Consider the following 14,380-nt stretch of genomic DNA (forward strand, 5'->3'; position numbering starts at 1 on the left):
TTCCCATTGTTCCCTCGTGTTGATGTCAATTGCGTTCACCGCTGCAGGCATCAACGCTTTGCTGAACCGGGCTATGGATTCATTCCTGATTCATGCCCAACCGAGGCGTGCAACTCAAGGTTCAGTCCAGCGATGCTGAACGGGCTTAGACGCATGTTCAGGACACAAGATCGCCTCCACATTCCTGTGCGCCATCGTTCGAATGCCCGATTGCACAGGTTGGATGTTGGGCTTTGGGGTGATTGGTGTAACCGAGCGCGACGAGTTGCAGTTCTGTGCCTCTGCGTTGCTAACCATGCAGAAACACAAGCGGGGAGCGCCAGTGGCCGGATCTGGAACGGTGGGAGACGCGGCCTTCTGGTCGTTTGTGGCCATGGTCCCCGTGCTCGTGTCCGCCTGGGTTGGCATGAAGTTCACCCCCAGCCGCCGGGTCAGCGCGTTTTTCCTGGCTCTCAGCGCCGGGATGCTGATCGCTCTTCTCTCCTACGACCTGGTGGCGGAGTCATTCCGCATCGCCGGTATCTGGCCCACGATGGTTGGCTTCGTCAGCGGTTTGCTGGCCTACATTGGTGCCAACCATCTGGTGGCACAGGGCGGCGGGATCAAGCGACGCCACAACGCCAACTGCGGGGGGATCGGCGATCTCACTCCTGAGCAGCAGCAGGAGCGCAACACTGCGATGGCCCTGGTGATCGGTGCCGCTCTCGATGGCATTCCTGAGTCGATGAGCATCGGCATCTCCTTCCTTGAGAATCCTCTGGTCAGCGCCTCGGTGATCCTGGCCGTGGCGGTCGCCAATATTCCGGAAGGATTGGCCAGTGGTGCCGGACTCAAGCGCAGTGGGGTCACGGGGCAACGCATCCTGGTCGTCTGGGCAAGTGTCGTGATCGTCTGCGTTCTGTCGTCAGTACTGGCATACAGCGCCATGGCTGAAGCTCCAGCTGCGGTCAAGGGTCTGGTCACTGCTTTTGCCGGTGGCGGTGTGATGGCCATGACGTTTCAAGCGGTGATCCCTGAGGCCTATGAAGAAGTGAAGGATTGGATCAGCATCCTGGGTGGCAGCGGCTTCGCTGTGGCTTTTCTCGTTTCCCACATCGTCCATCACTGAGCTCCCTGAAAGAATCTGATCAATATCCAGAGCTGTGCTTTTGAACTGATCGAGTACTGGACTTCGCCAGTCTTTGCAGGGCGGCTTCGGCCATGGCCAGCTGCATTAGTCGTTGATCCGCACTCATTTGGCGACATAAGCAGGACTGTTGCATGGAGCGCCAGCACGCTGATTGGATGCTTCCCTGCGCACAAGAGAGACAAGTCCAGTTTGTTGAATCACTGAAATAGCTGCAGCACTGAGATGTAAATCGATGAGCAGAGCCGTGCTGTCCATTTAGCGCAGTGATTCTCTGTTCGAGTCAACTGCTCATGTGGATCTGTGTCTCGACCCATCGCGATCTCAATTCATGGGATCAAACATAAAATGAAGTCTGGCTATGAGTCTGTTTTGCTGCCCACAGTTCTGATGATAAATGCATCATTTTTAAGCATGAATTTAATGGGTTTAGATTGCCGCCAGTGTTAGTTCAAGCGTTGACTATTGGTTAAGACTGTTTCCGCAATTTGATTTGGGCATGGATTGTCTGATGGTCAGATCGCGAGGATGGGTGGGGATTTCTATCAGAGATCGAACAGGATTCATCGTCAGTGCTGGCGTCAACGCAGGGTGGTTTGAAGCATCGCGTAGCCTGGTTTGGGAATGCGTGCCATGGCGGGTCTTCCACTGAAAGCCATTGCTGGACTTTTATCAGATATGAAAGAATTTTAAAATCTAAGCGATTGCTTGTGTTTTGTGAATCTTAAAAATATCATCGATAAACTTTTTACTTTTGGGCTTATTTCTTTTGTTTTGCTTGTCGTCATCCAGGCTGTATTGATGCAGAACAGGCGATCTTTGTTTAAGTGTGATTACAGCCCGGTGCAGTCTGACGGCGCTTCTGATCAGGAGACGATCTCTGATTATTTTCTGGTGGACCTGAATGCCCAGGAGGTTCAGATTTTTGATCTAAGCAAGGGGTCTGGAGTGAAAATCGATTACACTCAGTTTTATAACGACAACATGGCTCAATGGTCTATCTATGATGACCCTAAAAAAAGTCGAGATGAAATAAAATTCATGCTCAATCATGGGTCCGGTAAATTCAAAACATCTAAATCCGTAACCCAGCAAAATGCCAAGCAAATTGAGATGGAAACCATTGTTCAATGTGAGAAGGTCGCTCTTGACTCTTGAAGGCTTCCCCTAAAACGCACGAGCCATAACAACGATCCCTGAAAAGCCCCTGTCGAAACAGAGGCCAAGGTCAAGAGAGCGGGAGCCCACCCCCACTCATTTGATTGATTTGCATGCAACTGAAGTCTTCCACCTCTTCAGTTGCAGCTCCTCTCAGCAGCCCGTCCCCGAGTGCTTTGCGAATTGTAACGCCTTTGGCCTGTGGTCGTGGACAAACGACGGTCAGTGCGGTAAGCGGCGTGGTACGTCTCGACCATGCAGTGGCTTCGATGGCTCCAGCCTCTTTCGTCGGCGCACCAGTCACTGCTGCAAGAGTTGTTAGAAATATCGTTGCCTCAAGCTTTTTCCTACAGAAAAAAAGACAACCGTTCAATCGGTCCTTCGTAAGAGTTGTCGTCCCGCGCTTGGGCTGATTCCTTCTCCTCATGCAATCCAATAGCAAGCGATTGCATCTTTTATTCCTGGGCTTCGAAGCCTTTTTGCATGGAGATCCTGTCCTCAAGCAGATCGTCACAGATGCTGGGCTCTGTTTCGCTTCAGCGTCTTGGCTTTGGGGCAACGGTTGAGACATTAATCAAGGCCACTCCTGAATCACAACAAGAGATCGAGGGCCTGGCTGAAGGTTTTGGCGAGAACGATCCCTCCGCAGAAGAGATAAGCGAGCAGGAAGCAAAGTTGGAATTGTTTGTTGAGCAACATGGCTCACCTCACACCCAGGCTTTCGCCCAGTCCGGCAAGGCATTGCGATAAAGGCTTGCGATGCTGAGGCTGCCAGAGCCGGTCACTGCCAGCACCACGAAGATCGCCAAATACAAGGCAGATGTCTCGTACTGGTAGTTGTGAGCCTCCACAACGGCAAACGGTGCTCCTTCCAGGCCGCTATCCAGTCCGTGAAACACCATCGCAAACACCATCGTGGAGGCCAGGCCAATCAATGCAGGCCGAGACGCCACCCCAAGCAGCAATGCGATTGAACCGATCACCTGGGTGTAGCCGGCGAGATAGGTCCAGAGGATGTGATCAAAAGGTAGGAACGAAAAATATTGATCAACGATGAACTGTGTGAAGCCACTGGGGTCGGCCAGCTTCTCAAGGCCGTGATGAATCATTAATACGCTGGCGACACATCGGAGCCCAAGCAAACAGGAATCGAGGATCAGTTGATTGCCCATTCTCTTGCCAATCTCTGAGGTGTTGCTCGTCCATGCTCTCAGTGCTGGCATCGATTTGTTTTGGTTTTGAACCATGCGACCGCCAAGCCCGTGCCTTGATTTCACCTGAATCGATACATCGATTCGTATCAAAAAGATTTGATCGAATCGCTCTTGCGGTGATCGATTGCCAAGCATTCCTGCAGCGCTCTGAAGCACTGATCCCAGGCTGTGGCCACACTTCAGGTCAGCGCTGATTCCTGCCGATGCGACCTTCTGCCTGGCTCAGCGTTCTACTGGCCATGTCAGCATCGGTGGTGGCGTCAGCGGTGTTCGCGCAGGCGAATCGCTCCAATCCGCTGATCGGCATGGTTCTGGTGCGCGGCGCGTGTGGACCTGAGTTGATGAGGTACGGCCAAGCCATTGCTGACCCAAGCTGCAAAGCGCTGATCAACACCGTCTACAGGAACGGTCGAACCGGTTTTTACTTCACAGCCGAAGGAAGCATGCTCACCTTCAGTGGTATCGAACCGCAGATCAATCAGGGTACGGACGACATCCTTCAACCGGTTGACCTCATTCTGGTCACCCAGATGACGGCCGATGAGCCAGGCCAGCCGGAGCTGTTGCCGGCATCGGGCCGTTGTTCTTTTTCCAATCCCTTTCGAGGCATCCCCACCAGCGTTCAGTGTGAAGCTGAGACCGCCAGAGGCCGCTTCGCGGCGACCTTCCATCACGACGGTTCCGAGCCATCGTTGCTTCTGGAGGATGGCTCGGAGAGCACTCCCTCTCCGGATTCAGCTGATCCTTAGCCCGCAAGCCCCTCTCTCACCAGGGCAGGACCTCACCATTGGCATGCCAGAAGGTGCCGCTGTTGACAGGGCTCAAAGCATCAATGCGGGCCAGCAGACCACGCACCGACTGTTCCGGGCTGATCCCGCTGGGATTGAACTGAATCATCCGTGTTCTTACCAGACCTGGATGCAGGATCGCCACGGCAATGCCTCGCGGAGCCAGGTCGATCGCCAACGATTTCCCCGCGATGTTCAGGGCCACCTTCGACATCCGGTAGCCGTAGGAGCCGCCGGAGCTGTTGTCTTCGATGGATCCCATGCGGCTCGTCATCAGGGCCAGCTTCGATCCGGGCGGCATTAACGGCACCAGTGATCTGGCGAGCAGCAGCGGTGCCAGGGCATTCACCTCGAACTGGCGTCGGATTCCCTCCGGGTCGAGGTCAACCAAACCCATCGATTGCAGAATGCCAGCGTTCAGGATCACCCCGTTCAACTGCTCCCCGTCCAGTCGCTTGGTCAGCTCGGCGGTCGATGCCGCATCGCTCAGTTCAATCCCCGCTTCCCGCTGCACGTCCAGGGCGTCCAGTTCCGGACTGGTCTGCCGGCACACTGCAATCACCCGTTCACCACGCTGCCTGAGCTGTCGGCAGTACTCAAGACCGATGCCTCGGTTCGCGCCGGTGACCAGGTAGTTGGCCATTGGACTTGGGGTCGGGTCGTGCTAATTCATCCTGAGCCCTCACGCGCTTGATCACCTCCCCCAGTGCGTGAGCATGGAACGGTTGTCATCGAGAGTGGTGATCGAGAATCAGTGGCACCATCAGATCTCCCATACAGGCTTCTCAATGATCTGAACCTTTTTGCTGTTCCGCGTCATGCGCACTGGGATCCGCTGGGACTCATGGCCGTGCGCCGCGCGCTCCAGGACGCCCTTTCGCTGTACGGCGATCTGGAGGAGCAGCGCTTCGGCGCCGGCAGCACTGAAGGAGTGAATTTCATCCTGAAGCTTGCGGGACGCGATCCTTCCCTGAAGCCACTGCTGATTGGCGCCCACTACGACGGACCGCCGCAATCGATCGGGGCGGATGACAATGCCAGTGGCATCGTCGCGTTGCTGGAGCTCACCCGCCGTTGGTCGGTGTGTCCGCCTCGCCGTTCCGTCTGGATCGTCGCCTTTGACCAGGAGGAATGGGGCCTGCTCGGCAGCACCGCCCTAGCGCGTCAGCTGCAGCGGGATCAGCAACCGCTTCACCTGATGGTGAGTCTTGAGATGCTCGCCTACACCAGCGCCACACAGGCCTACCCCCACCCAGCCATGGCAAGGCTCTATGGCGATCGCGGTGATTTCATCGCCCTGGTCGGCAACCTCACTGCCATCTTCAAGTTCGCTCCCCTGGCCCATGCCATGGGACGACTGGTCAAAACCAAACTGCTGCCTGTGCCCAGCGCTGGAAGGTCGCTGCCCGATGTTCGTCGGAGCGATCACAGCCCGTTCTGGGATCAGGGCTTTGATGCCTTGATGGTGACGGACACCTCCTTCCTGCGCAATCCGAATTACCACACCATGCAGGACACGGTCAGCAGCCTGGATCTCAGCTTTCTCTCCTCAGTGATTGAGGCCCTGTTCAGTGGTCTGAGCGCGCTGTGAGCGCAAGGACGACCTGGTGATCAGCGTGCTTCCGCCTGCACAAGGAGCCCTCCCTTCGGGGTGGGACTGGGAATCACCTGCAGCGTCAGGTCCTGGTCCGGCATCAGCCGCAGTTTCAGACGTCGCTGCAGACCGGCCGCCATCAGTCGGATCTCCAGCTCTGCCAGTGCTTTGCCGAGGCAGACCCGTTCGCCCCCGCCGAAAGGGAACAGGGTCTGATCGAAGGATCCGTCCAGGTGTCGCTGCGGACGGAAAGTCGCGTGATCCGCCCCCTTTTCGCTTGCCGTGCTGGTGAGGGCCACCTGGATCACTCGATCTGCTGGAACGCTCACCCCTGCGAGTTCAACGTCTCTCTTGCAGCGACGGAAGAATCCTCCAACCGGTGGGTTCAGACGCATCACCTCACGGACCACCGCGTTGAGCCGAGGTAGCTCAACGCTTGGCTCCATCGGCCAGGGCTGCTGCTCCAGTTCCTCCTGGAGCCAGCCCTCCACCTCTGGTTCGAGCAGCAAGGCGCGGAACAGGCAGCTGAGGGATGAGGCTGTGGTCTCATACCCGGCGAAGAGGAGCAACAGCAGCTGTTCCACAAGATCGTCGTCGTCAAGCGGCAGTCCGGCTTCATCAAGGCAACCGCTCAGCAAGTCGAGGCCGCCCTGGTCAGCACTGCTGTTGTGAAGAACAGCCTGCAAACGCGTCAGCAGCCTGGTTCTCGCCTGGATGGCTCGGGCGAACGGGCTGCCCGGCAGTGCCACAGGGATCGAAAACAGGGCCCGCGTCCAGATTTCGAAATCGCTGAACAGGGCATCACGGTCGTTCGAATCCAGTCCGAGCACTGGACCGGCGATCACCGCGAAAGCGAAGCGCCGCATGCGATCAGCCAGAGCCACAGGCGTCTCTGCTGCCAGAAGTTCCTCGCTTAGTTGATCCACCATCGATGTGATCTGCGGGGAGTAGCGGCGCAGGGCAGCAGCGGAGAACAACTGCCCCACGGCACGGCGGCGAGCTTTGTGGGCCACACCGTTGCGGTTGGCCAAGGAGCGCTGACCCAGCAGCTTGCGCACACTCACCGGCCACCAGCCTTCGAGGGCACTGGGTTGGTCCAGCAGATCGCGGATCGCCTGCTCGCCACGGATGAACACGATGCGCTGGCCCAGCAATGAGGTCTCGAAGACATCCCCGTAAAGCCCGAAGCGACGGCTGGCGAAGGCTGGATCGCTGAAGAAGTCAAGGGTCTCCCTCAGACCCGTCACCGCACCGGTGCTCGGAAGGGGAGAAGCAGTCATCAGCGGATGGATCAGGGGGGTGTGCCGCGACTGGGGTGACCGCTGGCCGAGCAACGCTAATGAGCCTCAGGCCAGAGGGCGTCCTTTCCAGGTCCAACCTCGGCCGGTGGTCGTACGCCACACCGAAATCGGCCCGATCGCTCCCACCAAAAGCCCGCCGGCCCCCATCAGCCACCAGTACTGCAGCGGCACGCCGAAGCGATCCCTGCTCCAGAGGCGCAGTCCGAACTGCTGGGCGAGCGCAATCAGGTTGATCGCCAACAGCAGCAGCCACCAGGGGGCCATGCCCGGCAGAACCTTGAGCAGCACCACCGCTGAGGGCACCAGCAACCAGGGAAAGCTGAACATCAGCACTACAGCGCCGGCCGCGCCGAGCGCTCTCGCCACATCCCGCTCCAGGCCGAGAAACCAGTTCTTGGTCCAGCCCTCCCAGAGTGAGGGTAAATCTGCGTACATGCGCAGATCCACTGCATCGAGGGCCAGGAGATAGCGGAGCCGGAATCCAGCGGCCTTGATCAGACGCGCCAGGGCGAGGTCCTCCACCACATCTGCGGCAAGCCCGCGATGGCCACCCACCGCCTCATAGGCACTCCGCCGGAACAACATGAACGGCCCGGCCGCAAAGGCCACAGGTGAGTTCGGGTCGTTGGCCTCCACGATCGGGAACCCCAGCCCGAGCAGATTGGCCATGATCGGCTGCACCATCCATTCCGCCAGGCAGCCGCACACCAGCCGCGGTGCGAGACTGAACAGATCGGCCCCCTCTCTGTTGGCCTGATCGAGGGCACGGCTCAGGGCATTCGGCTTGAGGCGCACATCGGCGTCAATGAACAGAACCCAGGTGCTGTCGATCTGCTCCATGGCACGGGCGCAGGCCCAGTTTTTGCCCACCCAGCGTTCCCCCGCAGGACGGGGACCGGCCTGCAGCAATCTGAACGTTGCTTCTGAGTTCGCGCGAGCGGCGGCGGCGAGGGCGCGTTCGCTGGTGGCATCCTGCGAATCGTCATCCACCACGAGCACGTGCCAGGTGTCGCATGGGCGCTCGCTGGCCAGAATGCTGTCGAGACAGGGCCCGATGTTTGCTGCCTCGTTGTAAGCCGGAATCACCACGGTCAGAGACGTCGTCGTGATGGGGTTCACCGCTGTCGTCTCAAGCTGGGGGGCAACAGCGAAGGTGCGCCGCAGGCCGAGCTGCAGGATCAACAGTCCGCCGCTGGCTGCAATGCCTGCGCAGAGAAGCAGCAAAGGGGGGAGAAGCGGCACATCAGCGAAGAGCGGCTCAACAGCCAATAGCGGCTCAACAGCCAAGAGAGGCACAACAGCCAATGGCTCACCAGGGTGAATCACGTCTGCCCATCTTCAACGCAGCAGCGAACGGTGTGTTGCTGGTGTGGCGTGCATGAAGGGGCTTGCAGGAGGTCAGTCCGGAAGCCCACAATCAAGTCGTTCGACACTCCTCCTTGATCGGCGACAGCCCATGCCCGGTGTGATCACAGGACTGACGGCCCTTGTGCTGCATTGCTGGTGGAACGTGCGCACCACGAATTCCCCGGCCTTGAAGCGCAGTTGGCCCTACCCCCGCAGTTTCAAGGTGAATGCTGATCTGTACAAGCGTTCCCGCAGGTCTGCCGGTCGGTGTCACGCGCGGCGAAAGGCACAAAATCACACGCGCCAATGGGTCGCACAATCTGCACGACCATCTTGTTGAGCTGAGCCTGGTTCAGTTCAGTTCAGTTCAGTTAGTAGGTCAGACGAATTCGTTGACTCGGCGTAAGAGATCCCTGGTGGAGTTGCCGCAAAACCTTCACTCTTCACGATCTGGATGCCTTCGGAGACCCTTTAAGGCCAACACCACGGTTGGTTTCATCGTTGATCAAGTTGCTCTGCAGAGACCGAGCACTGGACTGCACATCCACCAACTCAGCAGCACGCCCAATGACATCACAGCTGCAATCACGGTTAAACGCAGTGACAGCAGGTTCATGCTCCAGGAGGCCTTTCCTCCACATTGCTTGAAGTTTTCACCCTCTTCCACCCTGAATCCTGCGATGGTACGGATGTCTTTGTTTGATCCCTCTTTAAGCGGAACGGAAGCATCTGGCTTCCGTCATGCAGAGACGCTTTGATTCCGCGTACAACAACTCAGTGCATAACGGTTCAGAGCCAGCCAGCGTGGAGGAAGCAACAGGAACGACGATGCCCACACGTCGATTCACCATGGAGCAGAACCATCAGCTGCGTCGGGCGGCAAGGTGCATGCTGAGCCGATCACTGCCGGATCCGCCGACGGTCGTTGCTATCGACCGTCTTACCGAGACGATCGTTCAGGCGGATGACGAAACACTCGAGATGTTTCTGGCAACCGATTGATCCGGTTTCGTGCTTCCTGCCTCAGCCCCGACCCCGACAGTGCGAGAACAGGAATGAACCGCATCCAATTTGCGTCTAGGTAATATTTCCTACAACATTCTGTTTCTTCCTCCGGAACAATAAGTCAACCCTCGATAGAGGGCGATTGCGTCGAGCATGAGGAGGGCCGGGAACCCTCCTTTTTTATGTCTGCTCATCATCGGTTTTGTTGCAAATCTGCGTTGTGGTTCGGTTGGAAATAGGGGCCTTGCTGGTCTTCAGCCGAATGTTGATCCGTTCCACCCCCAGTGGCTGGCACTCACATCGTCAAAAGCCACATAAATTCTGTTGATCGGAATTCCTGTTTTGGTATTTACCAAAGAGCAAAAGGCAGAGGTCATCGCCGGAGGCTTCAGGGCTCCAATCGATCGAATCTCGATGAATGCGCAAGGGTCACTACGTCCGGCAAATGTCATCGGTACATCCGATTCCAGCAATGTCATCACATACGCCTCCGGCTTTCCCGTCTGATTGGCGAGGGTTGCAGACAACTCCTGAAGTAAGCCGTCGGCATCGTCTGGTTTTGGGATCGACATCCGAACGTTGATCAAAGGCATGCGTGTGGATCATCCGCTTCGGAAATGCTGCCACGCATTCCTTCTGGACGAACCATGGCGCGATATCAAGCGTTCTGGTGGATGGCTGGTCTCCACCTGGGAGATTGTTGTTTGGCTCTGAAATCGTGAGAAATCATGTGAATCATTCGTTGCTTTCCCTTCCGGGTCACGATGATCTGAGCGGTTCAGCCTGCCGATGATCGTCTTTCAGCTTGGAACGACTGTTTCAGGGCAGACGACCAAGGCAGGTCTGTTTCGATGACGTTTCTTCGGATCAAGGAGCTCGAACCCCAGCAGATCCCCCTGATCACCCAGTGGGCCCGCGATGAAGGGTTCGCACCCGGTGTTGGTGACGTGGAGATTTACCGCCACACCGATCGTCAGGGGGTGTGGATCGGCTGGCTCGGATCCGAGCCTGTTGGTTGCATCGCGGGTGTGAAATACAACCTTGATTACGGTTTTGTAGGTCTCTACATCGTGATTCCTGCGCATCGCGGCCATGGTCATGGCCAGGCTCTTTGGAAGCATGCCCTCAACCATCTTTCCGATGTCAGTTGTGTTGGCCTGGAGGCCATTGACACGCGCATTGAGGATTACAGCGCCTGGGGCTTCGAGGCATCAACACCCACGACGCGCTGGCAGTCCATCAACCCACAACCCTGCGAACAGGATGCGATCAGCCTTCCCGAAGGTATGAGCATTCAATCGGGGGAGCACATGGCCTCCACTGCCGTACAGATCTATGACGCGCAGAGGGAGTTGTCTCCAAGGCCACACTTTCTCGCCGATTGGTTGTCCCACCCAGCTGGTGAGGTGCTCACCCTGCGTGATCAGTCAGGTGGATGCCACGGGTTTGCGCGTATTCGGCCCTGTTTTCTTCGTGCGGGGCAGGGTTGGCGGATCGGCCCTCTTCTGGCGGATACGGCAGACCTTGCAGGTGCTCTGCTGCAAAGCTTCATCCAGCATTACAGCGGTGTGATCCTGATCGATACGCCAGGCCTCAATCCACGCGCAGCTGATCTAATGACAAAACTGGGATTTGAACGTCAGGCACAGACCATGCGGATGTATCGGGGCGTCCTACCTACAGTGGCGATGGATGAGGTTTTCGCCTTGGCATGTCTCGAACTGGGCTGAGATGCATCAATCAGAACCCATACCACGGCTGTCGGGCCGAGAAGACGAACTGTCCAAATTGATGCAGGCAAATCGATGCATCGAACCAAAGGATTCTGATTTTGATTTGAACCATGTGCGGTCCTGTTTTGCCTGTGCCTTGCATATGCATCAGCCCACGATTCCCGCTGGTCGAGAGGGCGATCTGATCTCTCATCTTCAGTACATGTTTGAGCATTCAGGTGAAGGTGACAATCACAATGCTGAACCATTTGCTCAATGTTATCGGCGTTTTGCTGATCTTTTGCCAGATTTGATTGGTTCTGGTTGTAATCCAAGAATCATGTTGGATTACTCGGGGAATCTCCTCTGGGGTGTGCATCAAATGGGGCGTGATGACATCATCGAGGCTCTGCGCTATTTGGCTTGTGACCCGGGGATGCAAGGTCATGTTGAGTGGCTGGGAACGTTTTGGAGTCATGCCGTTGCACCATCGACGCCAATACCTGACCTGAAGTTGCAGATCACAGCTTGGCAGCATCAGTTTGCTGATTATTTTGGAGTTTCAGCTTTGCAGCGTGTCAAAGGTTTTTCCTTGCCTGAGATGCATCTGCCAAACCACCCTGAGACACTTTATGCATTGATCAAGGCACTCAAGGAGTGTGGTTATCAATGGATCATGGTGCAGGAGGATAGTGTTGAGAGGATGGATGGCTCCGCTTTAAGCCACGATCAAAAATATGTTCCGAATCGATTGATTGCGCGAAATTCCGATGGTGAATCAGTAAGTCTTGTGGCCTTAATCAAGACCCAGGGTTCAGACACAAAACTTGTAGGTCAAATGCAGCCTTGTTATGAAGCGATGTCGATGGACCGGCTGGATGTTATGAAAAAGACTATTCCCTCCATCGTGACTCAGATTGCTGATGGTGAGAATGGTGGTGTGATGATGAATGAGTTTCCTTCTGCTTATCTGCAGGCGAACCACAAGTTGAAAGATGAATCAGATAAGGTTCGTGCTGTGAATGGAAGCGAGTATCTCGAAAAACTTCTACAAGCCGGATTCAGTGAGTTGGATTACCCACCAATTCAAGCGATTGGTCAACATCGAATTTGGCAGGCTTTAGAACATGCAGATTCTGCGAATTTTGTGCTTACAGATGTGATCGGTCGTTTGAAGGAAGATGATCCAAATTTTACGATGCAAGGTGCTTCCTGGACCAATAACCTCAGCTGGGTTGAAGGGTATGAGAATGTTCTAGAGCCCATGGGTGAATTAAGCGCTCGTTTTCATGCTGTATATGACCCCAAGGTCAAGGCTGATCCGATGGTCACACAAAGTTCTGCCTATCAGGATGCTTTGCTTTATGTTCTCCTGTCGCAAACAAGTTGTTTTCGCTATTGGGGGCATGGAGTGTGGACAGATTATGCAAAAGAAATTTATCGACGTGGGATGGAATCACTGTCCTGATTGATATGGCTTGAAATGGAATCAGAAAGAGATGAGGAAGGTGAACAAATACTTTTTCTAATTTATTAAAATGGAAACTGCTGTTTTCGATTGGTAGCAATTCTAGTGTTGATATTGACTGATTAGAGTTTTATGTCTTTGTTTGTTGCCATAATTTTTCGAGCTGGGCTCTTTGTTGATCAGCAGAACTGCGACCATCAAGAGGTTTTTTTTGTCGGAAAGACGCGGTCATGCTCCAGAATTTGAGGATGGCCGCAAGAGCAACCACAATCCAAGCCAGAAGAAACCAAGTTGCATCCACCATTCCACCCCGAGTGATCAACCGCACGGTAAAGCACACTTCATGACGATGCGAAAAAGTGTTCAAGACCTATTTCCAGGCTTGGTTTCAAAGGCGGTTGTCGATTCGATGGTCGACCGGGCACTCGGATGGCAGCTTCGTTTTCGCAAGCCACAAGCCTTTTCTGTGTTCTATCGATTGAAACAAAACCTTTCTCCCTTAACCTTGGATGGCCTCCATCTGAGCCGTCCACCAGACTAGAAGAAGAGCATTAGATCATTGTGCAGGTATGAGGCCATCAACGATCTGGAATGTGGGGGTTATCCTTATCGTGACTGTTGGATTGGTGAAATATGTTCTTCAACGCTGACCAGCATGGATCCTGATGTGCGAGTTTTTGTGGTCAGCCAGCTGCTGGTGATCATCGTGCCCGTTGGATTGCTGTTCTGGCTCTGGCTTTCGATGTTGAGTTGGGGAAAATCTGACTAGCGACGACCATCAACCTCTGCTACCACATGATTCCAGGTGGGGTTCACGATTCGGTATTTGCTCAAGGTTGCCATTGATTTTGTGCGGGCATTGACAAAGGCCTTGAATTCGGTTTTGAAACAGATTTCTTGGGTCCATTGCCCATCGGCATCCAAACGTTCAATGCAATACATAATCGGGTGATCTTCTCTATTGATTTAAAGGCCAACAGCCGATATGTGCTTTTAAATGAAAGTCTATCTTTGGGATCATCCCCTTTTCAGGTGGCTGATCGACCGAATTCGATGGGATATCTTCAAGCTCTGACACCTTGCCCTCTGTGATCGCTTCGTTTCTCGTCCCCTTGTTCTTGCTCTTTCATGTTGTGGGTCCCGCTCCAGCTGATCTGGGAAATCATGAGGGCCAGCTCAGTCCTTGCCCAGGTACGGCCCATTGTGCTCAAATGCAGTTCATTAGTTCAGACCCAACATCCACCTTTCAGGCACTGGCGGATCTCATCACCCAGGATCGATCCGCCAGTGTGGTGGAGCAGACAGCTGACTATCTTCACGCAGAGGTAAGCAGTGCTTTTTTTGGGTTTGTTGACGACCTTGAATTGTTGTTGGACCCTACGGGAGTTCAGTCTCGTTCGATTTCAAGGCTGGGAGAGTCTGATCTTGGAGTGAATGCCCGCCGTCTTGATGATCTTGCGGAGCATTTGAAGTCCTGATGTGTGCTGGTTTCAGATCTTTGCCTTTTTAAAGTTTCTCAGATCTGTCACCAGGTCTTTTATTCCTGTAATGAAGCCCACCATGGCAAGGCCGATGATTCCTACGATGATGATGCTTTCCAGGAGTGCATGGGGATTGGTTGAGAGCGGTTGCAGCGTGGTTGTTAGGAAAGACATGAGATATGGGTG

General features: G+C 55.1%; 18 protein-coding genes. 11 read left to right on the forward strand and 7 right to left on the reverse strand.

The window, feature by feature from the left end:
- Nucleotides 1-202 precede the first annotated feature (202 nt).
- From SIB64_RS08045 to SIB64_RS08055, 3 genes are all read left to right on the forward strand, one after another.
- Nucleotides 203-1,108 (forward strand): ZIP family metal transporter, encoded by a 906-nt coding sequence (locus SIB64_RS08045; RefSeq protein ID WP_413442716.1) that lies wholly within the window; start codon nt 203-205, stop codon nt 1,106-1,108.
- 735 nt (nt 1,109-1,843) lie between these two features.
- Complete coding sequence (locus SIB64_RS08050; protein WP_413442717.1) at nt 1,844-2,284, forward strand: hypothetical protein; 441 nt, start codon at nt 1,844-1,846, stop codon at nt 2,282-2,284.
- Nucleotides 2,285-2,800: 516 nt separating this feature from the next.
- Nucleotides 2,801-3,034 carry a hypothetical protein gene (locus SIB64_RS08055; protein ID WP_413442718.1) on the forward strand — a complete coding sequence of 78 codons (234 nt, stop codon included), beginning with the start codon at nt 2,801-2,803 and terminating at the stop codon, nt 3,032-3,034.
- Here the strand turns inward: SIB64_RS08055 and SIB64_RS08060 are convergent.
- Nucleotides 2,992-3,561 carry a DoxX family protein gene (locus SIB64_RS08060; protein ID WP_413442720.1) on the reverse strand — a complete coding sequence of 190 codons (570 nt, stop codon included), beginning with the start codon at nt 3,559-3,561 and terminating at the stop codon, nt 2,992-2,994. The genes SIB64_RS08055 and SIB64_RS08060 overlap by 43 nt on opposite strands.
- A gap of 140 nt (nt 3,562-3,701) precedes the next feature.
- On the opposite strand from SIB64_RS08060, the gene SIB64_RS08065 reads away from it, so the two are divergent.
- On the forward strand, nt 3,702-4,247 hold the full coding sequence (locus tag SIB64_RS08065) for a hypothetical protein (protein ID WP_413442721.1): 546 nt from the start codon (nt 3,702-3,704) through the stop codon (nt 4,245-4,247).
- Nucleotides 4,248-4,263: 16 nt separating this feature from the next.
- On the opposite strand, the gene SIB64_RS08070 is transcribed toward SIB64_RS08065, so the two are convergent.
- Nucleotides 4,264-4,929 (reverse strand): SDR family oxidoreductase, encoded by a 666-nt coding sequence (locus SIB64_RS08070; protein WP_413442722.1) that lies wholly within the window; start codon nt 4,927-4,929, stop codon nt 4,264-4,266.
- 63 nt (nt 4,930-4,992) lie between these two features.
- Between SIB64_RS08070 and SIB64_RS08075 the strand changes: the two genes are divergently transcribed.
- Nucleotides 4,993-5,877, forward strand: coding sequence for a M28 family peptidase (locus SIB64_RS08075; RefSeq protein ID WP_413442723.1), 885 nt, complete (start codon nt 4,993-4,995; stop codon nt 5,875-5,877).
- Between the two features lie 20 nt (nt 5,878-5,897).
- Here SIB64_RS08075 and SIB64_RS08080 read toward each other — a convergent pair whose 3' ends face one another.
- Together SIB64_RS08080 and SIB64_RS08085 are read right to left on the reverse strand one after the other, a co-directional pair.
- A complete protein-coding gene (locus SIB64_RS08080; protein WP_413442724.1) occupies nt 5,898-7,160 on the reverse strand; it encodes a cytochrome P450 in 1,263 nt (420 codons plus the stop codon).
- Nucleotides 7,161-7,226: 66 nt separating this feature from the next.
- Nucleotides 7,227-8,384: a glycosyltransferase gene (locus tag SIB64_RS08085; protein ID WP_413442942.1), complete on the reverse strand. Its 1,158-nt coding sequence runs from the start codon at nt 8,382-8,384 to the stop codon at nt 7,227-7,229.
- A 175-nt stretch (nt 8,385-8,559) separates the two neighbouring features.
- On the opposite strand from SIB64_RS08085, the gene SIB64_RS08090 reads away from it, so the two are divergent.
- Genes SIB64_RS08090 through SIB64_RS08100 form a run of 3 tightly spaced genes read left to right on the forward strand, consistent with a single transcriptional unit; the run spans nt 8,560 to nt 9,530 of the window.
- The gene (locus SIB64_RS08090) at nt 8,560-8,868 is read left to right on the forward strand and encodes a hypothetical protein (RefSeq protein WP_413442725.1); all 309 of its coding nucleotides are present in this window, start codon (nt 8,560-8,562) and stop codon (nt 8,866-8,868) included.
- Between the two features lie 52 nt (nt 8,869-8,920).
- On the forward strand, nt 8,921-9,286 hold the full coding sequence (locus SIB64_RS08095; RefSeq protein WP_413442726.1) for a hypothetical protein: 366 nt from the start codon (nt 8,921-8,923) through the stop codon (nt 9,284-9,286).
- Nucleotides 9,270-9,530 (forward strand): hypothetical protein, encoded by a 261-nt coding sequence (locus SIB64_RS08100; protein ID WP_413442727.1) that lies wholly within the window; start codon nt 9,270-9,272, stop codon nt 9,528-9,530. The genes SIB64_RS08095 and SIB64_RS08100 overlap by 17 nt, the downstream gene beginning before the upstream one ends.
- Before the next feature lie 257 nt (nt 9,531-9,787).
- Here the strand turns inward: SIB64_RS08100 and SIB64_RS08105 are convergent, their stop codons facing one another.
- Entirely contained in the window at nt 9,788-10,126 is a 339-nt protein-coding gene (locus tag SIB64_RS08105) for a phenylpyruvate tautomerase MIF-related protein (RefSeq protein WP_413442728.1), read from the reverse strand.
- A 258-nt stretch (nt 10,127-10,384) separates the two neighbouring features.
- Between SIB64_RS08105 and SIB64_RS08110 the strand changes: the two genes are divergently transcribed.
- Nucleotides 10,385-11,263: a GNAT family N-acetyltransferase gene (locus SIB64_RS08110; protein ID WP_413442729.1), complete on the forward strand. Its 879-nt coding sequence runs from the start codon at nt 10,385-10,387 to the stop codon at nt 11,261-11,263.
- A 1-nt stretch (nt 11,264) separates the two neighbouring features.
- Complete coding sequence (locus SIB64_RS08115; RefSeq protein WP_413442730.1) at nt 11,265-12,713, forward strand: glycosyl hydrolase family 57; 1,449 nt, start codon at nt 11,265-11,267, stop codon at nt 12,711-12,713.
- A gap of 130 nt (nt 12,714-12,843) precedes the next feature.
- Here SIB64_RS08115 and SIB64_RS08120 read toward each other — a convergent pair whose 3' ends face one another.
- On the reverse strand, nt 12,844-13,080 hold the full coding sequence (locus tag SIB64_RS08120; protein ID WP_413442731.1) for a hypothetical protein: 237 nt from the start codon (nt 13,078-13,080) through the stop codon (nt 12,844-12,846).
- Between the two features lie 766 nt (nt 13,081-13,846).
- Here SIB64_RS08120 and SIB64_RS08125 point away from each other — a divergent pair.
- Nucleotides 13,847-14,191: a DUF1499 domain-containing protein gene (locus SIB64_RS08125; RefSeq protein ID WP_413442732.1), complete on the forward strand. Its 345-nt coding sequence runs from the start codon at nt 13,847-13,849 to the stop codon at nt 14,189-14,191.
- Nucleotides 14,192-14,203: 12 nt separating this feature from the next.
- On the opposite strand, the gene SIB64_RS08130 is transcribed toward SIB64_RS08125, so the two are convergent.
- Nucleotides 14,204-14,368, reverse strand: coding sequence for a hypothetical protein (locus SIB64_RS08130; RefSeq protein WP_413442733.1), 165 nt, complete (start codon nt 14,366-14,368; stop codon nt 14,204-14,206).
- Between the last annotated feature and the right edge of the window lie 12 nt (nt 14,369-14,380).

Origin of the sequence: Synechococcus sp. MIT S1220, assembly GCF_047303025.1 — a bacterium.
GTDB lineage: Bacteria > Cyanobacteriota > Cyanobacteriia > PCC-6307 > Cyanobiaceae > Parasynechococcus.